This window comes from Pseudooceanicola algae (assembly GCF_003590145.2).
GTDB classification, from domain to species: Bacteria; Pseudomonadota; Alphaproteobacteria; order Rhodobacterales; family Rhodobacteraceae; genus Pseudooceanicola; species Pseudooceanicola algae.
Window position 1 is genome coordinate 88,100 of sequence record NZ_CP060436.1, and the last position, 22,577, is coordinate 110,676.

At 65.3% G+C, this 22,577-nt stretch carries 21 protein-coding genes; 11 read left to right on the forward strand and 10 right to left on the reverse strand.

All coding sequences use genetic code 11. The features are described 5' to 3' along the window. Positions 1-16 precede the first annotated feature (16 nt). Complete coding sequence (gene gshB, locus PSAL_RS00375; protein ID WP_119839151.1) at positions 17-952, forward strand: glutathione synthase; 936 nt, start codon at positions 17-19, stop codon at positions 950-952. On the opposite strand, the gene PSAL_RS00380 is transcribed toward gshB, so the two are convergent. The 4 genes from PSAL_RS00380 to PSAL_RS00395 all read right to left on the reverse strand — a co-directional run bounded on the left by PSAL_RS00380 (position 949) and on the right by PSAL_RS00395 (position 4,604). Beyond that, positions 949-2,457 carry a YifB family Mg chelatase-like AAA ATPase gene (locus PSAL_RS00380; RefSeq protein ID WP_119839150.1) on the reverse strand — a complete coding sequence of 503 codons (1,509 nt, stop codon included), beginning with the start codon at positions 2,455-2,457 and terminating at the stop codon, positions 949-951. The two genes, gshB and PSAL_RS00380, sit on opposite strands and share 4 nt — an antisense overlap. 67 nt (positions 2,458-2,524) lie before the next feature. Next, positions 2,525-3,397, reverse strand: a complete 873-nt coding sequence (locus tag PSAL_RS00385) for a glutathione S-transferase (RefSeq protein WP_119839149.1) — start codon at positions 3,395-3,397, stop codon at positions 2,525-2,527. A gap of 122 nt (positions 3,398-3,519) precedes the next feature. Beyond that, a complete protein-coding gene (locus tag PSAL_RS00390; RefSeq protein WP_119839148.1) occupies positions 3,520-4,095 on the reverse strand; it encodes a histidine phosphatase family protein in 576 nt (191 codons plus the stop codon). Continuing rightward, positions 4,092-4,604 carry a bifunctional adenosylcobinamide kinase/adenosylcobinamide-phosphate guanylyltransferase gene (locus tag PSAL_RS00395; RefSeq protein ID WP_119839147.1) on the reverse strand — a complete coding sequence of 171 codons (513 nt, stop codon included), beginning with the start codon at positions 4,602-4,604 and terminating at the stop codon, positions 4,092-4,094. The genes PSAL_RS00390 and PSAL_RS00395 overlap by 4 nt, the downstream gene beginning before the upstream one ends. A 170-nt stretch (positions 4,605-4,774) precedes the next feature. Here PSAL_RS00395 and PSAL_RS00400 point away from each other — a divergent pair, with 170 nt between their 5' ends. The 5 genes from PSAL_RS00400 to PSAL_RS00420 all read left to right on the forward strand — a co-directional run bounded on the left by PSAL_RS00400 (position 4,775) and on the right by PSAL_RS00420 (position 10,458). Next, positions 4,775-5,608, forward strand: coding sequence for an RNA polymerase factor sigma-32 (locus tag PSAL_RS00400; RefSeq protein ID WP_231388563.1), 834 nt, complete (start codon positions 4,775-4,777; stop codon positions 5,606-5,608). An 85-nt stretch (positions 5,609-5,693) separates the two neighbouring features. Then, the gene (gene coaBC / locus PSAL_RS00405; protein WP_119839146.1) at positions 5,694-6,887 is read left to right on the forward strand and encodes a bifunctional phosphopantothenoylcysteine decarboxylase/phosphopantothenate--cysteine ligase CoaBC; all 1,194 of its coding nucleotides are present in this window, start codon (positions 5,694-5,696) and stop codon (positions 6,885-6,887) included. Between the two features lie 13 nt (positions 6,888-6,900). Beyond that, positions 6,901-7,362, forward strand: a complete 462-nt coding sequence (dut, locus tag PSAL_RS00410; RefSeq protein ID WP_119839145.1) for a dUTP diphosphatase — start codon at positions 6,901-6,903, stop codon at positions 7,360-7,362. A gap of 1 nt (position 7,363) precedes the next feature. Further along, positions 7,364-8,437, forward strand: a complete 1,074-nt coding sequence (locus tag PSAL_RS00415; protein ID WP_231388564.1) for a HesA/MoeB/ThiF family protein — start codon at positions 7,364-7,366, stop codon at positions 8,435-8,437. Continuing rightward, complete coding sequence (locus PSAL_RS00420) at positions 8,434-10,458, forward strand: M3 family metallopeptidase (protein WP_119839143.1); 2,025 nt, start codon at positions 8,434-8,436, stop codon at positions 10,456-10,458. Before PSAL_RS00415 ends, PSAL_RS00420 begins: the two co-directional genes overlap by 4 nt. Positions 10,459-10,512: 54 nt before the next feature. On the opposite strand, the gene PSAL_RS00425 is transcribed toward PSAL_RS00420, so the two are convergent. The 4 genes from PSAL_RS00425 to PSAL_RS00440 all read right to left on the reverse strand — a co-directional run bounded on the left by PSAL_RS00425 (position 10,513) and on the right by PSAL_RS00440 (position 14,555). Beyond that, entirely contained in the window at positions 10,513-12,282 is a 1,770-nt protein-coding gene (locus PSAL_RS00425) for a capsule biosynthesis protein (protein WP_231388565.1), read from the reverse strand. Between the two features lie 37 nt (positions 12,283-12,319). Beyond that, positions 12,320-12,979: an ABC transporter ATP-binding protein gene (locus tag PSAL_RS00430; protein ID WP_119839141.1), complete on the reverse strand. Its 660-nt coding sequence runs from the start codon at positions 12,977-12,979 to the stop codon at positions 12,320-12,322. A 204-nt stretch (positions 12,980-13,183) separates the two neighbouring features. Continuing rightward, on the reverse strand, positions 13,184-14,212 hold the full coding sequence (locus PSAL_RS00435; protein WP_119839140.1) for a permease: 1,029 nt from the start codon (positions 14,210-14,212) through the stop codon (positions 13,184-13,186). Then, the gene (locus tag PSAL_RS00440; protein ID WP_119839139.1) at positions 14,205-14,555 is read right to left on the reverse strand and encodes an ArsR/SmtB family transcription factor; all 351 of its coding nucleotides are present in this window, start codon (positions 14,553-14,555) and stop codon (positions 14,205-14,207) included. The genes PSAL_RS00435 and PSAL_RS00440 overlap by 8 nt, the downstream gene beginning before the upstream one ends. 132 nt (positions 14,556-14,687) lie before the next feature. On the opposite strand from PSAL_RS00440, the gene PSAL_RS00445 reads away from it, so the two are divergent. The 4 genes from PSAL_RS00445 (at position 14,688) to PSAL_RS00460 (ending at position 18,184) form a co-directional block, all read left to right on the forward strand. After that, on the forward strand, positions 14,688-15,272 hold the full coding sequence (locus tag PSAL_RS00445) for a uracil-DNA glycosylase family protein (protein WP_119839138.1): 585 nt from the start codon (positions 14,688-14,690) through the stop codon (positions 15,270-15,272). Next, positions 15,269-16,072, forward strand: a complete 804-nt coding sequence (locus PSAL_RS00450; protein WP_119839137.1) for an SseB family protein — start codon at positions 15,269-15,271, stop codon at positions 16,070-16,072. Before PSAL_RS00445 ends, PSAL_RS00450 begins: the two co-directional genes overlap by 4 nt. Positions 16,073-16,179: 107 nt before the next feature. Then, a complete protein-coding gene (locus PSAL_RS00455; RefSeq protein WP_119839136.1) occupies positions 16,180-17,484 on the forward strand; it encodes a lipoprotein-releasing ABC transporter permease subunit in 1,305 nt (434 codons plus the stop codon). Further along, positions 17,477-18,184 (forward strand): ABC transporter ATP-binding protein, encoded by a 708-nt coding sequence (locus PSAL_RS00460; protein WP_119839135.1) that lies wholly within the window; start codon positions 17,477-17,479, stop codon positions 18,182-18,184. Before PSAL_RS00455 ends, PSAL_RS00460 begins: the two co-directional genes overlap by 8 nt. An 83-nt stretch (positions 18,185-18,267) precedes the next feature. Here the strand turns inward: PSAL_RS00460 and PSAL_RS00465 are convergent, their stop codons facing one another. Together PSAL_RS00465 and parE are read right to left on the reverse strand one after the other, a co-directional pair. Continuing rightward, positions 18,268-18,756 (reverse strand): RcnB family protein, encoded by a 489-nt coding sequence (locus PSAL_RS00465; RefSeq protein WP_119839134.1) that lies wholly within the window; start codon positions 18,754-18,756, stop codon positions 18,268-18,270. Positions 18,757-18,878: 122 nt separating this feature from the next. Then, on the reverse strand, positions 18,879-20,837 hold the full coding sequence (parE, locus tag PSAL_RS00470; RefSeq protein WP_119839133.1) for a DNA topoisomerase IV subunit B: 1,959 nt from the start codon (positions 20,835-20,837) through the stop codon (positions 18,879-18,881). 317 nt (positions 20,838-21,154) lie between these two features. Between parE and PSAL_RS00475 the strand changes: the two genes are divergently transcribed. Further along, positions 21,155-22,549 (forward strand): MATE family efflux transporter, encoded by a 1,395-nt coding sequence (locus PSAL_RS00475; RefSeq protein WP_231388566.1) that lies wholly within the window; start codon positions 21,155-21,157, stop codon positions 22,547-22,549. The last annotated feature ends 28 nt before the right edge of the window (positions 22,550-22,577 follow it).

Consider the following 22,577-nt stretch of genomic DNA (forward strand, 5'->3'; position numbering starts at 1 on the left):
TCAGGAGTTTCCGGCCATGAAAATCGCCTTTCAGATGGATCCGATCGGTCCGGTCGACATCAAAGCCGACAGTACCTTTCGTCTGGCCGAAGAAGCCCAGGCTCGTGGGCATGAGCTGTTCTACTACACCCCCGACAAGTTGAGCTATCAGGAAGGCCGCGTAACTGCGCGGGGCCAAAGCCTGCAGGTGCAGCGGGTCGAAGGCGATCATGCCATCCTCGGGCCTGAAACCGAAGTGGACCTTTCCGATTTCGATGTCGTCTGGCTGCGGCAGGACCCGCCGTTCGACATGTTCTATATCACCACCACCCATCTTCTGGACCGGATCCACCCCGGCACCCTGGTGGTAAACGATCCCTTCTGGGTCCGAAACTCTCCGGAAAAGCTGCTGGTGCTGAATTTCCCGGATCTGACCCCGCCGACCACCATCGCGCGTGATCTGGCGACCATCCGGGACTTCAAGGACCGTCATGGCGACGTGATCCTGAAGCCGCTTTACGGCAATGGTGGGGCAGGGGTGTTTCGTCTTGTCGCGGACGATCGGAACCTGTCGTCCCTGCACGAGCTTTTCACCGGCTTCTCGCGCGAACCGCTGATCGTGCAGAAATACCTGCCAGCCGTGACCAAGGGCGACAAGCGCGTGATCCTTGTCGATGGCGAAGCGGTCGGGGCCATCAATCGTGTTCCGGCGGCGGGCGAAACCCGGTCCAACATGCATGTTGGCGGGCGTCCTGAAAAGGTCGGCCTGACCGAGCGTGACTTGGAAATCTGCGCGGCCATCGGTCCGGTTCTGAAGGAAAAGGGCCAGATCTTCGTCGGCATCGACGTGATCGGCGACTACCTGACCGAGATCAACGTGACCTCGCCCACCGGCATTCAGGAGCTGGAGCGGTTCGATGGCGTCAACATCGCCGGCAAGATCTGGGATGCGATCGAGGCCAGGCGCGCCTAGCCTTTGACCGTGGTGATCCGGTAGCTCAGCGCCTCGGCGACATGCGGCTTTCGGATCTGCGTACAGCCGTCAAGATCAGCGATCGTGCGCGCAACGCGCAGGATCCGATGGTAGCCGCGCGCCGAAAGCCCGAACATGTCCGCGGCCTTCAGCAGCATGTCGCGTCCCTCGGTATCCGGCGCGGCGACCTCGTCCAGTACCTGACCTTCGATGTCGGCGTTCAGCTGCGTGTCGGCCAGATCGGCATAGCGTCCAGCCTGAATTTGGCGCGCGGCGATCACCCTGTCGCGGACTTCCGCTGACCTGTCCCCTTCTGGCGGGCGGTCGAGATCGGCATAGGGGACTGCGGGGATCTCGATCCGCAGATCGAAGCGATCCATCATCGGTCCGGAAATGCGCCCAAGGTATTTCTCGCTGCAGATCGGCGCCTGGGCGCAGCCTCGGCTGGCATCGGACAGGTAGCCGCAACGACAGGGGTTGGCGGCGGCGACCATCAGGAACCGGCAGGGATAGCGCAAATGCGCATTGGCGCGGCTGACCATGACCTCTCCGGTTTCCATCGGCTGGCGCAGGGTGTTCAGGACCGAGGGGGCGAATTCCGGCAATTCATCCATGAAAAGAACGCCGTTATGGGCCAGGCTGACCTCGCCCGGCTGGGCGCCGCGCCCCCCGCCGATGATCGCGGCCTGCGAGGCGGTGTGATGCGGTTCGCGAAAAGGGCGATCGCGGCTGATCCCGGCGCCGTCCAGTAATCCGGCGACTGAATGCACCATCGCGGTTTCCAGGGCTTCGCGCGGGGACAGATCTGGCAGTAGCCCGGGCAAGCGTTTGGCCAGCATGGATTTTCCCGCCCCCGGGGCGCCGGTCATAAGCAGGTGGTGCCGACCCGCTGCGGCGATTTCCAGCACCCGTTTGGCCCGTTCCTGCCCCTTCACATCGCGCATGTCGCGGGCTTCGCTGCGCGGGGGCAGGCGCCCGGGCTGCGCCAGTCGCAAGGGCGTCTTGCCGGTCAGGTGGCGCATGATGTCGGAAAGGCTGCGCGCACCATGCACAGCCGTGGCCTCGATCCAGGCCGCTTCGGGGGCCGAAGCCGAGGCACAGAGCAATCCGCGCCCCTCTTCTGCGGCGCAAAGCGCGGCCGGAAGGGCACCGGCGACCGCCACCAGTTTGCCGTCCAGCGACAATTCCCCCATGGAAACATAGTCTTCGACGCGGTCGGCCGGCACGGCTTTCATCGCTGCCAGAACGGCAAGGGCGATTGGAAGGTCATAGTGGCTGCCCGCCTTGGGCATGTCGGCGGGGGACAGGTTTATGGTGATCCGCTGGGTCGGCAGGGCAATCCGCAAGGCCCCGATGGCTGCGCGCACCCGTTCACGGGCCTCCGACACCGCCTTGTCCGGCAGCCCAACGATGGAAAACCCCGGTACCCCCGGCGCCATGGCGCATTGGACCTCGACCGGGGCGGCCTCGGCCCCCTGAAAGGCAATCGTATGGGTCCGCAACACGGTCGGGACTCCCCCTCTGTTCACCGCAACAAGGTTAACGGTGCGAGAGTTACCCAGTGGTTAACCTCTACGGCGCCAAGAGCGCGCGCAGGGGGGCGAAAGCGAGGGGGTCATGCAGGCTCTTGTCCCGGCAGGTGGCATTGCAAAAGCCGATGATCTTGCCGGAAACCTCCATCAAATGGGTGGGGGCCTTACCGGAATAGGGGCAAGTCGCGTTGACCGGCACGCCGGTCTGCACCGGTCTGGCGGCCAGCGGTACGGGACCGGGCCAGGGGGATGTGGGCAGATCAAGCGCATAGGGCTGGGGGTCGTATTGGATCGTCAGCCCTTCGGCCCGCCAGCGGCGAAAGGCGGGATCGGCGAGGGTCTCTTGCACGTACTCGGCCACCACGCCGTTCATCGGCAGCCCGTAGCCGGCAATCCGCGCAGCGACAGGTGCATAGAAGGCATCCGCTGCGCTGTAGGCGCCGAACAGCCATGGGCCTGATCCGGCAAAGTTTTTCCGGGCGTGGGTGAAAAGTTCGGTGATCCTGTCCAGATCCCCAAGGACGGCTTGCGAGGGCTGAAAGCCGTCGTAGCGATGCAGCAACTGCATCGGGCAATCGCTGCGCAGCGCGGCAAAACCGGCATGCATTTCTGCGGTGATCCAGCGGGCGAAGGCGCGGGCTGCCGGATCGGCGGGCCAAAGACCGGCCTCGGGGTGACGTTCGGCGAGTGTTTCAAGGATGGCAAGGCTTTCACCGATGACCTGGCCGTCGGGGGTCTTCACAACGGGGACCAGCCGGGCCGGGGCAAGTGCGGCCAGATCGCGGGCCAGCTTGCCCGAATAAAGCCCGGTCATGTGGATCCTTTTCGGCAGGTCGAATTGTTCGAACAGAAGCCAGGCGCGCAGCGACCAACTGGAAAAAGCACGGTCGCCCAAGTAAACTTCGTAAACCATTCGGTGTTTCCTTTTACCAATCAATCCAGGCCGATTTCAGCCAAGGGTCAGTCCAGCCCAAGTGCAAGGCAGCCTAGGCGCAGGGCGGGGCACAGGGAAATCTTGATTTGGCAGGCAGGGCATCAAGGTTGGTGATTTATGGCCCGCAGCACGGGCCCGTCGCGGCCAAGGTCGATCCGCGTGACCGAAAGCGGCTCGATCGGTTGGGCCAGGACTTCGGTCGGGGTCTGGCCGGTGAACCGGGCAACCTGCGACAGGATCACCGCGAAATGGACCACCGCGATCAGGTCCCGACCGGGCGGGGCATGGCGGTCGATGGCCGGTCCGACGCGGGCCGCCATCTGGTTCCAGCTTTCCCCATCGGGGGCGCAGGCCGCGCCCGGTTCGGTCCAGTAACGCCGCGACAGATCCGGGTCCGAGGCGTCTATTTCGGCAAATTGTTTCATTTCCCAGGCCCCGAAATGCAGCTCTCGCAGGGCCGGGTCATCGGGCAGGCGATGACGTCCGGGGCCGGCAAGGCAATCGGCCGTGGCGCGGCAGCGTTGCAGGTCCGAAGAAATCAGATGCGCGTCTTTCGGCAGGTAATCCGACAGGGCGTCCAGTCGGGGTTGGTCGGACAGATCGGCAGGCAGATCGGTCCAGCCGACCATGCATTTGGCATGGGTGGGCCCGTGGCGGACAAGGAAAAGCCGCGTCACGGCAGGGTGCCTTTCAGCACATTGGGCAGCCCGGCGACGACCTGAACCACGCAATCGGCCTGGCGCGCGAGCGCGATGTTCAGCCGGCCCTGAGCCTCGCGAAAGGCGCGGGCCAGGGCGTTGTCGGGTACGATGCCATTGCCGACCTCGTTGCTGACGGTGACCACCGGGCCGGGGCAATCGGCAAGGGCTGACAGCAGCGCCGCTTGCGCCGTTTCCAGGTCGGATCCGGCGCTCAGGTGATTGCTCAGCCACATGGTGGCGCAGTCGAAAAGAACAGGCTTGTCAGTGGTTAATGTATGGCTCGGGTCCAGCGGCGCCTCGACCACCTGCCAGCCTGCGCCCCGGCGCGCGGCGTGAATGTTGATCTTGTCGCGCATCTCGGCATCGCGAGCTTCGGCACTGGCAAGATACAGCCGTTCGGGCCCCAGGCGGCAGACCAGATCCTCGGCGAATTCGGATTTACCAGAGGCCGCGCCTCCCAGGACCAGGACCTTGGTGGCAGACATTTTTTCGCTCCTGCATGAAACCGGATGGGGGTCTGGCGCGTATAGTTCAAAGAGACCCGAATTCAAATGGCCGGAAATCCGGTCAGCCGGGGCTTCCATAGAAAACGATGTTCGAGAGGATGACCATGGCATTTGCGGACCCGTCCAGAAGCGCGTTGACACGGACTGCCATGAAGGCGGAACTGCTTGATGCAGAAACCGAATTGACGCTGGCCTATGCCTGGCGCGACCAGCGTGATACGGCGGCTCTGCACAGGTTGATCACCGCCTACATGCGCCTGGCAATCTCCATGGCCGGCAAGTACCGGCGGTATGGCGCCCCGATGAACGACCTGATTCAGGAGGCGGGTCTGGGCCTGATGAAGGCTGCGGACAAGTTCGACCCGGATCGCGGTGTGCGTTTTTCGACCTATGCGGTCTGGTGGATCAAGGCCTCGATTCAGGACTACGTAATGCGGAACTGGTCGATGGTTCGCACCGGCTCCACATCGTCGCAGAAATCGCTGTTCTTCAACATGCGCCGGGTTCAGGCCCGGCTGGAGCGCGAAGCCATGGGCCGGGGTGAGACCCTTGACGGGGATCAGCTGCGCCAGTTGATCGCGACCGAAGTGGGCGTGCCCCTGCGCGATGTCGAGATGATGGAGGGCCGGTTGTCCGGGTCGGATTTCTCGCTGAACGCGACGCAATCCAGCGATGACGAAGGCCGTGAATGGATCGAGACGCTGGAGGATGACAGCGACGGCGCTGCCGAGATCGTCGGGCGTGACCACGACACGGCGGCCCTGCGCGGCTGGCTGGCCGGTGCGCTGGCCGAGCTGAACGACCGTGAACGCATGATCGTGCGGGAGCGGAAGCTGCGTGATGCGCCGCGCACACTGGAAAGCCTCGGGACCGAACTCGGCCTGTCAAAGGAACGCGTCCGCCAGTTGGAGGCTGCGGCCTTCACCAAGATGCGCAAGACCCTGCAGTCGCGCGGCGTGGAGCCTTCCGCGCTGCTGCACTGACGCCCCTGCCCGAGGCATCGCTTGTACCCGGTCGCGCCGCGTTCTAGTCTTCGGGCTGAATGCGGCGGCGGAAAAGAGGGCGGCGATGCTGGCAGGCAAGCGGATCTTGTTGATCATCGGCGGCGGCATTGCTGCTTTCAAGATACCTCAACTTATCAGGCTGTTGCGGGCCGAAGGCGCGGCGGTCACTCCGGTTCTGACCGAAGGCGCCGCGCAGTTCGTCACGCCGCTGACCATCGCGGCGCTCGCGGGCGAAAAGGCCTACACATCGCTGTTCAACCTGACCGACGAGGCCGAGATGGGCCATATCCAGCTGTCCCGCGTTGCCGATCTGGTCGTGGTGGCCCCGGCGACGGCGGATCTGATGGCCAAGATGGCGGGTGGGCTGGCAGGTGATCTGGCCTCGACCCTGTTGCTGGCCACCGATACGTCGGTGCTGATTGCCCCGGCGATGAACGTCCGCATGTGGCAGCACCCGGCGACCCAACGCAATATCGCGACGCTGAAATCCGACGGGATCGGTTTTACCGGACCTGACGAGGGCGACATGGCCTGCGGCGAATACGGTCCCGGCCGGATGTCCGAACCGGACGAGATCCTGTCGGCGATCAAGGCCCGCATCGGGCAGGGTCCGCTGACCGGCAGGCGTATCCTCGTGACCTCGGGACCGACCCATGAACCCATTGATCCGGTGCGCTATATCGCCAACCGCTCCTCTGGCGCGCAAGGGACCGAAGTTGCGCGGGCGCTGGTGCGGCTGGGGGCCGAGGTGATCTTTGTCACGGGTCCCGCAGATGTCCCGCCCCCCGATGGTGTGATCCTCAAACGGGTCGAAACCGCGCAGCAGATGCTAAAGGCGGTCGAGGCCGCCTTGCCCGTCGATGCCGCCGTTTTCGCCGCCGCCGTCGCCGATTGGCGGGTCATGGGGGCCACAGATTCCAAGATCAAGAAACAGTCCGGGGCCTTGCCGGTGCTGGAATTTGCCGAAAACCCCGACATTCTGGCACGGATTTCTCAACGCAGGTCCGGGCGTCCGGGGCTGGTGGTGGGTTTTGCCGCGGAAACCGACGACGTGATCGCCAATGCAACGGCCAAGCGCGGCCGCAAGGGCTGTGACTGGATCCTGGCCAATGATGTCAGCCCGGCCACGGGCATCATGGGGGGCAGTGAAAACGCCGTGACCCTGATCCATGATGCGGGCGCCGAGGACTGGCCGCGCATGTCCAAGCAGGATGTGGCGCGCCGTCTGGCCGACCGGATCGCCCGGACGCTGACATGACGGGAACCCGCAGATGACAGAGGTGGCGATCAGGATACTATGGGAGCCGGAGGCCGACCGCACCCTTGGTCTGCCCAGCTATGAAAGCGCCGGCGCGGCGGGGGCGGACCTGCGCGCGAACCTGCCGGATCGGGGGAGCGTGACGCTGATGCCGCGGGTCCCCGCGCTGATCCCCACCGGCCTGCGTCTTGCCATTCCGACGGGGTACGAGGTGCAGATCCGCCCGCGCTCCGGCCTTGCGTTGAAGCATGGGATCACGCTGCCCAACAGCCCCGGCACCATCGACAGCGATTATCGCGGCCCGCTGGGGATCATCCTGCTGAACCTCGGGGCCGCTCCTTATGTGGTCTCGCACGGGGATCGCGTCGCCCAGATGCTGGTCGCACCGGTCTGGCAGGCGCGCTGGACGCTGGTCGACAGCCTTGATGTCACTGCACGTGGCGAGGGCGGTTTCGGATCGACGGGGCAGGGCTGAGGTGGGCTGGGTCCTGCTGTTCGCCCTTGGGCTCTGGGTCATCGGGGGGCGTTTTGGCGTATCGCGCCGGGCGCGCGGGCTGGTGCTGGGGCTGGGCTACCTGCTGATCCTCGCCCTGATGCTGCTGCTGCCCGAAGGCGACCGGTTGCGGGCCATGCTGGGCGGAGGTCCGGCACCCTGGTTGCTGCTGGGCGGGGCAGGCCTGATCGTCGGGGTTTATCGTGCGCTGCTGGGCCGTTTGAAGACCCGGGCCGATGCACCGCAGCCCGCCGAAGACCAGTCGGGTGGCGCAATGCCGCTGTTCTCGGACGCGGAACTTTCCCGCTATGCACGCCATATCACGCTGCGCGAACTGGGCGGACCGGGGCAGAAAAAACTGAAGCAGGCCCGCGTGCTGGTGATCGGGGCGGGGGGGCTTGGCTCTCCGGCGTTGATCTATCTGGCGGCGGCGGGCGTGGGGACCATCGGCGTCATCGACCCGGACACTGTTGATGCCTCGAACCTGCAACGCCAGGTGATCCACCGGGACGAGGATATCGGCCGCGCCAAGGTCCGCTCGGCTGTCGAGGCGCTGGCGGCCCAGAACCCGCATGTCGCCTTGCGCCCCTATGAACGCGCGCTGACCGCCGAAATCGCCGCCGACCTCTTCGCGGAGTACGATCTGATCCTCGACGGGACCGACAATTTCGAAACCCGCTATCTTGCCAACCGTGTGGCGGCAAAGCTTGGCCGACCGCTGGTCTCTGGCGCGCTGTCGCAATGGGAAGGGCAGGTCTCGGTCTTTCATCCCGTCTCGGGCACCCCATGTTACGCCTGTATCTTTCCGCAAGCGCCGGCCCCCGGTCTTGCACCCAGTTGCGCCGAGGCCGGGGTGCTGTCGCCGCTGCCCGGCGTCGTCGGTGCCATGATGGTGGTCGAGGCGGTCAAGCTGATCACCGGGGCCGGGGCGACGCTGCGTGGCGAGATGTTGATCTATGATGCGCTCTGGGGGGAAACCCGCAAGATCGCGCTGAAACGCCGCCCCGACTGTCCGGTCTGTGGCGCGGCTGCAAAGAAGGAAAAGGTGACCGAATGACCAATCCGCTGCTTTCCGACTGGGACACGCCGTTCGGCCTGCCGCCTTTCGACCGGATCCGCGACGAAGACTACGCCCCCGCGCTGGATATCGCGCTGGCCGAGCATGCCACCGAAATCGCGGCCATCGCGGGTGATCCGGAACCTGCGAGTTTCGACAACACGATCCGCGCCTACGAGGCATCGGGTGACGGGTTGGAAAAGGTGCTGGCGCCCTTCTATGCGCTGGCCGGGGCCGACAGCACCCCGGCGCGCGAGGCGTTGCAACGGGATTTTTCGCCCAAGCTGGCGGCGCATTTTTCCGACATCCACGCCAACAAGGCGCTTTTCGCGCGGATCTCGTCCCTGTGGGACGGGCGCGATGACCTCGGCCTTGATGAGGACGACGCGCGTCTGCTTTACCTGATCCATCGGGGGTTCGTGCGTGCCGGGGCTGCGCTGGATGGCGAAGAGGCCGCCCGGATGAAGGCGATCATGGGCCGTCTGGCGCAGCTTGGAACCCAGTTCACCCAGAACCTGCTGGCGGATGAACGCGACTGGTTCATGGACCTTGGCGACGAGGATCTGACCGGCCTGCCGGGCTTTGTGGTCAATGCCGCCCGCGCTGCCGGCGCGGAACGCGATACCGGGCCGATCGTCACCCTGTCGCGGTCCGTCATTACGCCGTTCCTGCAATTTTCGCCCAACCGCGCCCTGCGGGAAAAGGCGTTTTCCGCCTGGGCCGCGCGAGGCGAGATGGGCGGCGAGACCGACAATCGCGCCATCGTCGCCGAAACCCTGGCCCTGCGCGAAGAACGTGCGCGCCTGCTGGGCTATGAAAACTTCGCCGCCTTCAAGCTTGAAACCGAAATGGCGGGGACGCCGGACAAGGTGCGCGACCTGCTGACGGCGGTCTGGACCCCGGCCCGCGCCGCCGCCATGGAAGATCAGGCCGCCATGCAGCAGATGCTGGCCGAGGACGGCTTTAACGGCGCCTTCAAGCCCTGGGACTGGCGGTACTACGCGGAAAAGCGGCGCAAGGCGCTGCACGACGTGGATGAGGCCGCGTTGAAACCCTACCTGCAACTCGACCGGATGATCGAGGCGGCCTTCGACTGTGCCAACCGGTTGTTCGGCCTGCAATTTGCCCCCGTCACCCTGGCCGGCTACCACCCCGATTGCCGCCATTGGGAGGTGACCCGCGACGGGCGCCACGTGGCGCTTTTCATCGGCGATTACTTTGCCCGTGGCTCGAAACGTTCCGGCGCCTGGTGTTCGGCGATCCGCAGCCAGTCGCATCAGCCAAAGGAGCAGGCCCCGATCGTCATCAACGTCTGCAACTTTTCCAAGCCCGCGCCGGGCGAGGCGGCCTTGCTGTCCTATGACGATGCGCGAACCCTGTTCCACGAATTCGGCCATGCGCTGCACCAGATGCTGTCGGACGTGAAATGGGAACGGGTCTCGGGCACCTCGGTCAGCCGCGATTTCGTCGAACTGCCCAGCCAGCTTTACGAGCACTGGCTGGAAGTGCCCGAAGTGCTGCAGACTTACGCAACCCACGTCGACACCGGCGCGGCCATGCCGCAGGAGATGCTGGACAAGGTGCTGGGTGCCGCGACCTTCGACATGGGCTTTTCCACGGTGGAATATGTCGCCTCGGCGCTGGTTGATCTGGAATTCCACGACGGCCCCGCCCCCAAGGACCCGATGGCGCGTCAGGCCGAGATCCTCGCCGGGCTCGGCATGCCCGAAGCGATCACCATGCGCCATGCCACACCGCATTTCGCGCATGTCTTCTCGGGCGACGGATATTCGTCTGGCTATTACAGCTACATGTGGTCCGAGGTCATGGATGCCGACGCCTTCGAGGCCTTCACCGAGGCGGGGTCCGCCTTTGATCCGGTGACCGCCAAAGCCCTGGAGGACAACATCCTGTCGCGCGGTGGCTCGGTCGAGGCCGAGGCGCTTTACCTGCGCTTCCGCGGCCGGATGCCGGGGGTCGAGGCACTGCTGAAAGGGCGGGGTCTGATCGCCGCCGAATAGGCGGTCCACCGGGAATTCCTGAAAGGGGCGGGCGTCATTGCCCGCCCTTCTTGCCTAGTTGGACACCTGTTCCTTGAGGATGGCGGCGGTCAGCGAGAACATCAGGTAGACGCCGGACATGATGACCATCACCAGCAGCGTGTTCTCGAAGGCCCGCGGATAGCTGGGGTCCTCAGGCGTGACCGGGCGAACCGATGTGGTCAGGTAGCGCACCTGGCGGTTCGCCTCCAGCTCGGCTTGTTTCTGGTTTTCCAGCGCGGCCTGAAGGAAGATATCGGCCGAGGACAGATCGGCCTGGGCCAGCCGGACTTCGGTCGTCTTGGCTGCCAGCGAAACATCGTCGATCTGGGCATCGGTCATCTTCAGGTTCAGCTCTGCGATCACCGTTTCAAGCCGCGAGATATCGCCGTTGACCCCATCGACCCGCGCCTGGTTGGGGCGTGCATTGTCGTTCAGGGCAGCCAGTTGCAGCTTCTTTTCCTGCAATTGCACTTCGTAGGTGCTGATCTGGGTCCTGAGCGATGCGATGACCGCATCCGGGTCGACGATGGTGCCTTCCTGCAAAGTGACCAGGCGCAATTGCGCGGCACGACGGAAATCCTTGGCCTCCTCCAGCGAACTCAGCGCCGAGCCCATGGCGTCTTCGCGTTTGCGCAGCGACAGGTCGTCGACGCGCTTTTCGGCGTATTGGATCAATTGGGTGGAAAACAGCGTCGCCAGCTCGGGATCGGCTGCCATGATTTCCATGCGGATGACGCCTTCGGAGGGATCGTAGCCGATCTTCACGTAGCGCTTGTAGATCTTGTAGACCTGTTCCTGCGAGGCGTCGGCGGGCAGGCGCTGGATCGGGTCGATCCAATCCTGTTCAAAATGATCCCGGAACCCGAGATCGTCATCCAGACGCAGCATGGCATCCTTGGATTCAAGGAAGGACTGGACCGCGATGGCATCCTGGTTGGTGGCGAACTGGGTGCCGGAAAACAGGCCGCTGGCGCCGCCGATGCCAGTGCCGTCGGCTTGCAGGATCATGAACTCCGACTTGGTCGAATACATCGGCGTTGCGACGAAATAATAGTAATATCCGGCCAACAACGTTGGCAGCATGATGAAGAAGGAAAGCCGGGTGATCAGTTGCAGCGACTTGCGCCGCCGCCGCCGGGCGATGTCGCGCTGCATCGCCATGATCTCGCGCTGCCGCCGTTCGGAGGCACCATTGTCGCCGGGGGTGTAGCGGGCCGGGCTGTTGTCGCGGAAGGCCTGCGGCAGTTGCAGGTGATTGCCCTGTGACGGCTCACCCGCGCCGCCGGGCGGCACCTCCGAACCGGGGATGGTCGCCAGCGGGTCCTTGTCGAACGGGTCGATCCCGCGGGCGCGCAGGATGCGCAGGATTTCCTCATCGGTCTCTGCATCGACGCCATGTTTCTGCGCGGCCCGCCGCAGGGCGCGCAGCTGGCGTGATGTCAGCGCGGTGGCGTCGTCGGAGAGGCCGGCGGTATCGCTTTGCCCGCTGTCGAGCGGTACGAATGAAGCGGCCTGCGCCGGAGCGGGCCCGGCTGTTTCGGCAAGGGTGTCTTCCGGGCGGTCAGCGGATTCGCGGGCGGCCAGTTCGGCGTCCTTGTCCGCATTGACCCGGTCCTTGCGGCGTCCGCGCCGGGTACTGCGCAGGTCGTCATCCTCTGGCTGTTCCGGGGGGCGGCCGGCATCCGTGTCTGCGGTTGGCGCGGCGGGCGCGCTTTCGGGGGCCTCATCAGGGGGGGGGGCTTCCGGGCCTGCTTCGGTTGCGACTGGCCCGGCAATCGCGTCGGGATCCCAATCGTCCGGCATCTTCTGTTCAGGGCCATCCCTGCGGATCTGGAACCGTCTAGCCTTGGGATTCGTAGTCATACAATTGCTTCGCTTCTTCCAAGGTGTCGAACATGTATAGCTGACCGTCCCGCAGCACCGCCGCCTCACGTGCGAAACGCGCCAGGATCGCCGGTTGGTGGGACACGATCACGATCGTCGTCGTTGCCAGTCTTTCGCGCAGGATCTCTCCGGCCTTGCGATTGAATTCGACGTCGACCGAACCGGGCATGCCCTCGTCGATCAGGTAGATGTCGAAATCCAGCGCCAGCATCAAGGCAAAGCTGAACCGGGCCCGCATGCCAGAAGAATAGGTGCCGATCGGCTGGTCGAAATATTCCCCCAGCCCGCAGATCCAGCGGCAATAGGCCTCGACGTAGTCGGGATCCAGCGCATAGAGTCGCGCGATATAGCGCGAATTTTCCATCGCAGAATGCCTGCTGATCACGCCCCCCATGTAGCCCAGCGGGAAGGACACGCGGCACATTCGCCGCACGCTGCCTTCGTCGGGCTTTTCAAGCCCGGCCATCATGTTGATCAGCGTCGTCTTTCCGGTGCCATTGGGCGCCAGAATGCCCAGGGACCGGCCCAGTTCGACCCGGAACGACACCCGGTCCAGGATCACCTTGCGATGACTGCCGGTCCAGAAGGACTTGCTGACATTCGTGAATTCGAGCATCCGCGCTCCAACCCTGCTCCGCTTGAACCCTACGGGGTCACGGTTACGGCAAAATTTATCCGGTCGAAGCGATTATGTAGGATTTTCCATTCAGCGCCAATGGGCTGGCAGGAAAATGTGATGCAATGCGCAGGACCGGCAGGGCAAGCCGCCGGTCCTGGTGACTTTTTTGGGGGGCGCGTCCGACGAGGCAGGTCCTGGACGTCAGGCCCAGAGCGCCCAGGCCATCCCCGCCAGGATCGCCCCGGTGATCGCGAGGCCAAGGTAGGCGGCGAAGACCCGGGGTTTCACCAGCGCCCAGACCGCAACGGCGGCGGGGATGCAACTGACGCCCCCGGCGATGATGAAGGACATCGCCGCCCCCGGTGCCATCCCCTGTTCCATCAGGGCGCCGACCAGCGGCACGGCAGCATAGCCGTTCAGATAGGCCGGGGCCCCGACGAAGGCGCCCAGGATGATCGGACCCACGCCCGAACCGCCGAGAACCGAGGCGATCCACTCCGCCGGAAGGTATTCCAGCATCACCGCTTCCAGCAGATAGGCCAGCACCAGCCACTTGGTCAGAAACAGCGCGTTTTCCAGCACAGTCTCGCGGAAACTGTCCCGCCGCGCGGGTTCGGACCAGAAGCGCCACTGCGGTTTGCCCTGAAAGGGTTTCTTGACCCCGCAGCAGCCACCGACCTGGGGGCGTTCGCGCAGCGGATCGGCAAAAACGGGCGAGGTCTTGAAAGCCATGACCACCGTGCCGCCGAAAATGCCGAGGCCGACCGCCGCCAGCGTCTTGCCGATGGCGAAATCCAGCCCCAGCGTCCCCGTGGTGATCGAGAACATCGCCGGATCCATGATCGGAGAGCTGAGCCAGAAGGCCATGACCGCGCTCAGCGGCACACCGAGGGCCAGCAGGGCGGCGATGAAGGGGATGACTTCGCAGGAACAGAAGGGCGACAGCCCGCCCAGCAGGGCCGCCATGACGATCATCCGGGCTTCGCGACCGACAAAGGCGCGGGCCAGCAGGGTCTCGGCGCCCGTTGCCTTCAGGTAGCCGATGGCCAGCACCGCGAACAGGATAAAGGGCAGGGTGCCCCAGTAGGCCTGGCCGGTGAAGATCACCGAAGGCACCAGCCGGTCGGGATCCAACAGCGCGATGGCCAGCAGCACCAGCGCCACGGCGACCCAGGCGCCGTCCAGATGGGCGCGCAGCCCGCGATATCGGGTCAGCAGAAGCTCAGTCATCGGGGTTTCCTTCGCTTTCATGGACACAAGCGGGCGCATCGGCGCAGCAATTCTCGATCAGGAAATCGGCGAGGTCCTTCAGGTCGTCATAGGCCACCGCCGCGCAGATCACGCTGCGGCCCTGCTTTTCCTGCAGGACAAGGCCCGCCTGGGTCAGGATCTTGACGTGATGGGTCAGGGTCGACCCGCCGATGCCGGTCTTTTCCCCCAGTTCTCCGATCCGCAGGCCTTCGGGCCCGGCGCGCACCAGCAGACGCAGCACGGTCAACCGCTGTTCCGAGCCGAGGGCGGCGAAACGCGAGGCCGCAAGCGCCAGGCTGTCCACGCTGTCAAAAGTCTTCATCGCGTTGCTCCGATTCATTTAGATGATTCTAGAAATATCGAAGCGTCTCCGGTCTGGCAACATTTATTTCGATAGGTTTCGAAATGTCGTACCGCATTTGACGCCGGCCTGCCCCGTCACCAGATAAGACGCATGACCCAGCTTGCCGATGACATCCGCGCCTGCCGCCTCTGTGCGGACCGCTTTGCCGCCACCCAGACCCGGCACCGCCCGGCGCCGGTGGTCTGGCTGAACCCGGCGGCCCGCATCCTGATCGCCGGGCAGGCGCCGGGCCGTCAGGCGCATGAAAAGCAGCGCCCCTTCGATGATCGCTCCGGCGACCGGCTGCGCGACTGGATGGGCGTCACGCGAGACGAGTTCTATGACGTGACGCGGATGGCCTTCCTGTCCTCGGCCTTCTGCTTTCCGGGCTATGACGCCAAGGGATCGGATCTGCCTCCGCCGCCGATCTGCGCGCAGACCTGGGCACCTGCGGTGCTGTCCTCCCTGCCGAACCTGCGCCTGCATCTGCTGATCGGCGGCTATGCCCAGAAGATCCACCTTGGCACCCGCGCCCCGGTCACGCAGACCGTCGCGGCCTGGCGAGAGGCCCCGGCGGGCAGGATCCCCTTGCCTCATCCGTCCTGGCGCAATACGGCATGGCTGCGCCGCAACCCCTGGTTCGAGACCGAGCTTATCCCGGTGCTGCGCGCCGAAGTGCGAAAGGCGATGGAATGAGCGATGTGATACCCGACGCGGCAACCGCCCTGGATCAGGCGCATGACGCCATGCAGGCCGCCCCCCTCGACGACCAGTTGCGCCTGCGCTTCTATGAACGGCTGGCGGATTCCGAATTGTTCCTGTTGCTGGAAACCGAGGCCGCCGAAGGAAACGCCGCGCCGCAGATCTTTCCGGTCGAAGACGGCTCCTACGTCCTGCTGTTCGACCGCGAGGAACGTCTGACCGATTTCACCGGCCGTGCCGCGCCCTATGCCGCCCTGTCAGGGCGGTTGGTGGTGCAGCAACTGGCCGGGCAGGGGGTGGGCCTTGCGGTGAACCTCGAAACGCCCTCGGCCATCCTGATCCCGCCCGATGCGGTCACCTGGCTGGCCGAAACCGTCGCCCATGCCCCAAGCGAGGTCGAGGAGCGCATCGCCGCCTTCCATCCCCCCCGTGGCCTGCCCGAAGCCCTGGTCACCGCGCTGGATGCCAAGCTGGCCACGGCGCGGGGTCTCGCCGATTGTGCCTTTCTGGCCGGCAGCGAAAGCGACAGCGGCAGCCGCAGCCATATCCTGGCCTTCATTGACGCCGCGCCGGGATCCGAAGCCGCCCTGGCCCGCGCCGTGGCCGAGGCGCTGACATTTTCCGGGATCGAGGCGGGTGCGCTGGATGTCGGCTTTTTCCGGGCTTCGGACCCGTCGGCAGCGGCCCTGGCCCGCAACGGGCTGCGCTTTGACCTGCCGGCACTGCCCAAGGCGCAGCCGGCAGAGCGGCCCGCGCCGGGCTCCGACCCGACGAAACCGCCGATCCTGCGCTAGGCCCCAAGGCCAGGCGCGTGTTTGCCCGGTGCTCGCCCATCCGTGACCGTGGTGCCCTTGACGGCCCCCTTGCCTCGCGCCACCTTCTCGGCCAACCAGAACAGGAAATGACCTTGAGCAGATCCGCGCCGCCTTTCGCGCCTTTCGAATGGATGATCGCCTGGCGCTACCTGCGCGCCCGCCGTGCCGAAGGCGGCGTTTCGGTGATGACATGGATTTCCCTGATCGGCGTCGCCCTGGCGGTCTTTGCGCTGATCGCAACCCTGTCGGTACGGGCCGGGTTCCGGGCCGAATTCGTCGACACGATCCTTGGGGCCAATGCCCATGTGACGATCTATGCCCAGCCCCAGTACAGCGAAACCGGCGGGACGGACCGCAGCATCACGGAGTATGCCGCGATGGCCGGCCGCATCGCGGCGGTGCCCGGCGTCACCCATGCCGCGCCGCTGATCAAGGGGCAGGTCATGGCCTCGGCCAACAGCTACAGTTCCGGGGTCGAGGTCTTCGGGATCGAAGCCGCAGATCTGGAAGGCCTGCCGCGCATCGCCAGCCCGGATCAAAGCTTTGGCGACATCGCAGATTTCGGCAACGGTGTCGCCATCGGGTCCGGCGTGGCGCGGGAACTGGGGCTGGCCATCGGGGACCAGATCAAGCTGATCTCGCCCGAGGGGGTCAAGACGGCCTTCGGCACCTCGCCCCGCGTGTCGAGCTATCCGGTGACCTATATCTTCACCGCCGGGCGCTACGACATCGACCGCACCCGGCTTTACATGCCCTTCGCCGAGGCGCAGTCCTATTTCAACCGTGAAGGCCGCGCGGATGAGATCGAGGTCATGGTGACCGATCCCGAACGCGCCGACGTGATGGTGCCCGCCCTGCTGGATGCCGCCGAGGCCGAAGGCGGTCCGGTGGCGCTTGCCTGGACATGGCGTGACGCTTCGGGCAGCTTCCTGCGGGCGCTCGACATGGAGGACAACGTGATGTTCGTCATTCTGTCGGTGCTGGTGCTCATCGCCTCGATGAACATCGTCTCGGGGCTGATCATGCTGGTCAAGAACAAGGGTCGCGACATCGGCATCCTGCGCACCATGGGCCTGAGCGAAGGCTCGGTCCTGCGGGTCTTCTTCATCTGCGGCGCCTCGACGGGCATCATCGGCACGATTGCCGGGGTGGTGCTGGGCTGCCTCTTCGCGATCTATATCGACCCGATCTTTTCGGTGGTGAACTTCGTTTCGGGCGGCGGGGTCTGGGATCCGTCGATCCGCGGGATCTACGAACTGCCGGCGAAATTGCAGCTGGGCGATGTGCTTTCTGCCGTGTCCCTGTCACTGTTCCTGTCCTTCGTGGTGACGATCTTTCCTGCCCGCCGCGCGGCGCGCATGAACCCGGTAGAGGCCCTGCGCTATGAATGATCCCCGGCAAGACCCCGTCCTGCGCCTGTCCGGGCTTGGCAAGGGGTACAACCACGGCCAACCAAACCAGATCGACGTGCTGCGCGATGCCTCGCTCAGCCTCGAACGGGGCGAGGTCGTCGCCCTTGTCGCGCCTTCGGGCTCCGGCAAGTCGACCCTGCTGCATATCGCGGGCCTGCTCGATCAGCCCGACAGCGGCAGCGTCGCCATCGAAGGCGCCGAGATGGCAAGCCTCGGGGATCGCGCGCGCACCGCGATCCGGCGGGACAAGGTCGGCTTCATCTACCAGTTTCACCACCTGCTGCCGGAATTCAGCGCGGCGGAAAACATCATCCTGCCTCAGCTTGCCGCCGGGACCTCGCGCCGCGCGGCCGAGGCCCGTGCCGACGAACTGCTTGAGCGTGTCGGCCTGTCGGACCGGATGCGCCACCGGCCAGCGGAATTGTCGGGCGGTGAACAGCAGCGGGTCGCCTTTTGCCGCGCGCTGGCCAATGGTCCGGCGCTGTTGCTGGCGGATGAGCCGACGGGGAACCTCGATCCGGCGACCTCGGACACGGTCTTTGGCGCGCTGATGGGGCTGGTGCGCGACACCGGCCTGTCGGCGCTGATCGCTACGCACAACCTTGAACTGGCCGCGCGGATGGACCGGGTGCTGCGGATGGAAAACGGCACGCTTGTGCCCGCGACAGAGGGCGCCTGAAGTCCCGCGACAGGTCTGTCACCTGCCATGAAAAAGCCCCCGTCAGACAGTGGTCCGCGGGGGCTTTTGTCTTTGAAGGCGGATTACCTCAGCAGGTTCGCCACGATCCCGACCGTCGCGGCGACGATGGCGGTCTGGGCGGCGATGCGGAAGATCTCTCCGTTGTATTCGGCGTAGCGATAGCCGTTACCGGGGGCCGGCAGGCCGTAGTCGCGGTAATTGCCGACTTCGCGGTAGCCGTTCGGCAAGGCTTCGCCCCGGCCGATGTTCTGGGGCGCGCGCGACTGGGCCTGCCGGTTGTCCTGTGCGCGATTATCCTGTGCGCGGTTGTTCTGGCTGGCCTGCTGGTTGCGGTTGTCGTGACCCTGGCTGGATTGGTTTTGCCCGTGCTGGCTTTGCCCGTTCTGGTTCTGGTCGTTGCGGTTCTGGCTTTGGCCATCCCAGTTCTGGCTGTTGTCATCCTGCTGGCGGATGATCTGCTGGCCATTGTCGTCGGACCGGCCGGTCTGGGCATTGGCCATGCCGGACAACAGGACCGAGGCGGCGAGGACGGTGATGATGATGCGCTTCATGGCGATATTCCTTCTTGTTCGAAGGTTATACGCGCGGGCGATCATTTCCTGTCGCGGCCATCAGCGGAACACCGGCGGGAAACTGCCAGTTCTCGCGATGACCGCTTTGGGGACGCGGGGGATCAGACGTCCAGTTCTTCGACGAAGCGGGCGTTTTCCTGGATGTACTGGAAGCGCAGCTCGGGTTTCTTGCCCATCAGCCGTTCCACCAGATCGCCGGTTTCGCCCGGCTCGTCCTCGTCGATGGTGACGCGGATCAGCTTGCGGCTTTTCACGTCCATCGTGGTTTCCTTCAGATCCTTGGCATCCATCTCGCCCAGACCCTTGAAGCGGCTGACCTCGATCTTGCCCTTGCCGCCGATGCCTTTCTCCAGCCAGAGATCGCGCTCTGCCTCGTCTTCGACATACAGGCGATGCGCGCCTTGGGTCAGACGGAACAGCGGCGGGCAGGCCAGGTACAGGTGCCCCTGGTCGATCAGCGGGCGCATCTGGGTGAAGAAGAAGGTCATCAGCAGGGCCGCGATATGGGCGCCGTCGACATCGGCGTCGGTCATGATGATGATCTTGTCATAGCGCAGATCGTCGACGTTGAACTTGGAGCCCAGCCCGACACCGAGCGCCTGGCAGATGTCGGCGATTTCCTGATTGGCGCCGATCTTGTTGCTGGCGGCCCCCAGCACGTTCAGCACCTTGCCGCGCAGGGGCAGCAGGGCCTGCGTCTTGCGATCACGGCCCATCTTTGCACTGCCGCCGGCGGAATCGCCCTCGACCAGGAACAGCTCGGTGCCTTCGCGGTTGGTGGCCGAACAATCGGTCAGCTTGCCGGGCAGGCGCAGGCGCTTGGTCGCGCTTTTGCGTGCGGTTTCCTTTTCGGCCCGGCGGCGCAGGCGTTCTTCGGACCGCAGCACCAGGAAGTCGAGGATCGCCCCGGCGGATTTCGTATCCGCCGCCAGCCAGTTGTCGAAGTGGTCCCGCACCGCGCCCTCGACCAGCCTTGCGGCCTCGGTGGTGGCCAGCCGGTCCTTGGTCTGGCCGACGAATTCGGGTTCGCGGATAAAGCAGGACACCAGCGCGCCGGCCCCGGTCACCAGATCGTCGCGGTTGATCTGCGCGGCCTTCTTGTTGTTCACAAGTTCGCCGTAGGCGCGCACGCCCTTCAGGATCGCGGCCCAGAACCCGGCCTCGTGGGTGCCGCCTTCGGGGGTGGGGACGGTGTTGCAGTAGCTCTGGATGAAGCCATCCCGCGCGGGGGTCCAGTTGATCGCCCATTCGACCCGCCCCGGCACGCCGAAGCGTTCCTGAAAATCGACCCGGCCCGCAAAGGGCTGATCGGCATAGGTGGTCGCGCCTGTCAGGGTCTCGTTCAGGTAATCCGCCAGACCGCCGGGAAAGTGGAAGGAGGCCTCGGTCGGGGTTTCGCCGTCGTCGATGGCGGATTTCCAGCGGATTTCCACGCCCGAGAACAGGTAGGCCTTGGACCGGATCGACTTGAACACCCGCGCCGGCTTGAACCGGTGGCTGCCGAAGATCTCGGCATCCGGGTGGAAGGTCGTGGTGGTGCCGCGCCGGTTGGGTGCGCTGCCGATTTCCTCGACCGGGCCAAGCGGGATGCCGCGCGAAAAGCGCTGCTCGACCAGCTTGCGGTCGCGGGCCACCTGCACGACCATCGAATCCGACAGGGCGTTGACGACCGAGGCCCCGACGCCGTGCAGACCGCCCGAGGTCTCGTAGGCCTTGCCGGAAAACTTGCCGCCCGCGTGCAGGGTGCAAAGGATCACCTCGAGCGCGCTCTTGCCGGGGAACTTGGGGTGCGGGTCGAAGGGCATGCCGCGACCGTTGTCGCGGATGGTCATCGAATAATCCGCGTGCAGCTCGACTTCGATCCGGTTGGCATGCCCGGCGACGGCTTCGTCCATCGAGTTGTCGAGGATCTCGGCCACCATGTGATGCAGGGCGCGTTCATCGGTGCCGCCGATATACATGCCCGGCCGCTTGCGCACCGGTTCCAGCCCTTCAAGCACCTCGATCGAAGAGGCGTCATAGGTCTCGGGGCCGGTCCCGCTAAGTAGATCGTCTGCCATCTGCTGCTCTTTTTGATTTTGGGTCTTCGCGCCATTATGGCAGCGCGGGGCCTTGGGGGAAAGCGGTTTGGCGCAGGGCCGGGGGCCGGCAAGTGCCGGTGCAGGGAGCCGGTGCAGGGACATGTGCAGTCCCGAGGCGGGATGCGGGCCAGAGTGCGGGGTTGGCGCCCGGGTGCCGGGCGCGGGTCAGGGCCCTGTGCCGGGCGTGGGCATGGCCGGGCGCATGGGCGGGTCTGTCCATCCTTGGTTGATGCTGTGGATCACTGGCTCTTGCCAGGTCGCGCGGCGCGGCGTAAGGGCCAGCGATGATTGCCGCAATGTCATATCGTCGCCACTTCGGGGCTGTGCTGACCCTGGGCCTGCCGCTGGCCGGCAGCCAGATCGCGCAGGTCTCGCTGAGCCTGGTCGATGCGGCCATGCTGGGCTGGTATGACACCACCGCACTGGCCGGGGAAATCATCGGCTCCTCGCTGTTCTTCGTGCTGTTCATCGCCGGATCCGGCTTTTCCGCCGCGCTGGCGCCGCTGGTCGCCGCCGCCGAAGGGCGCGGAGACACCACCCAGGCGCGGCGTGTCACCCGCATGGGCCTGTGGCTGGCGATGCTGGCCGCGCTGGTCAGCCTGCCGGTGCTGCTGAACGCGGAACCGATCTTTCTGGCGCTCGGCCAGAAGCCCGAGATCGCGGCGGCGGCGGGCGATTACCTGAGCATCCTGGCCTGGGGTCTGTTCCCGGCCCATGCGGCCATGGCGCTGAAAAGCTACCTTGCCGCGCTGGAGCGCAGCCGCATGGTGCTGATCGCGACGCTGGTCTCGGTGGTGGTCAATGCGGCGGGTAATTACGCGCTGATCTTCGGCCACTGGGGCGCGCCCGAACTGGGCATTCGCGGCGCCGCCTGGTCATCGCTGATCATGCATTTCGCGACGCTGGCCTTTCTGGTGGCCTACGTGCGCCACGCCCTGCCCGGGCAGGAGGTCTTCGTGCGGCTCTGGCGGCCCGATTGGGAAGCCTTCGGCGCGGTCTTCCGCCTTGGCTGGCCGATCAGCCTGACGCTGATTTGCGAAGTCGGCCTGTTCGCCTTTTCTTCGGTCATGATGGGCTGGATCGGGGAAATCCCGCTGGTCGCCCATGGCATCGCCATGCAGATCACATCGGTCACCTTCATGGTGCACCTGGGGCTAAGCCAGGCCGCCACCGTGCGCGCCGGGCGGGCCCATGGGCGTGGCACGATGACCGATATCCGGCGCGGCGCCGTGACGGCGATCATTCTGTCGGGGATCGTCAGCCTGCTGACCATCGCCGTCTTCCTGGCCTGGCCAGAGGTGCTGATCGGGCTGTTCATCGACCCCGCATCACCCGTCCGGGCCGAGGTGCTGGCCTTCGGGACCATCCTGCTTGCGGCCTCGGCATTGTACCAGTTGACCGATGCCTATCAGGTCATCGCGCTCGGCATCCTGCGCGGCTTGCAGGATACGCAGCGCCCGATGCTGGTGGCGGCGGTCAGCTATTGGATCGTCGGCGTTCCGGTCGCCTATATCCTGACCTTCAAGCTTGGCGTGGGTGGCGTCGGGATCTGGTTCGGCATGGCCTGCGGTCTGGCGATGGCGGCGGTCTGGCTGATGTACCGTCTCTGGCGGCAGGTGATGCCGCGCATCCAGCGCGAGATTTCACTGCAATACGGGATCAAGGCCGGTACCGCCCCGACCGAGGTCTGAGCGCCGACCAGTCGGCCACCCGACCCGG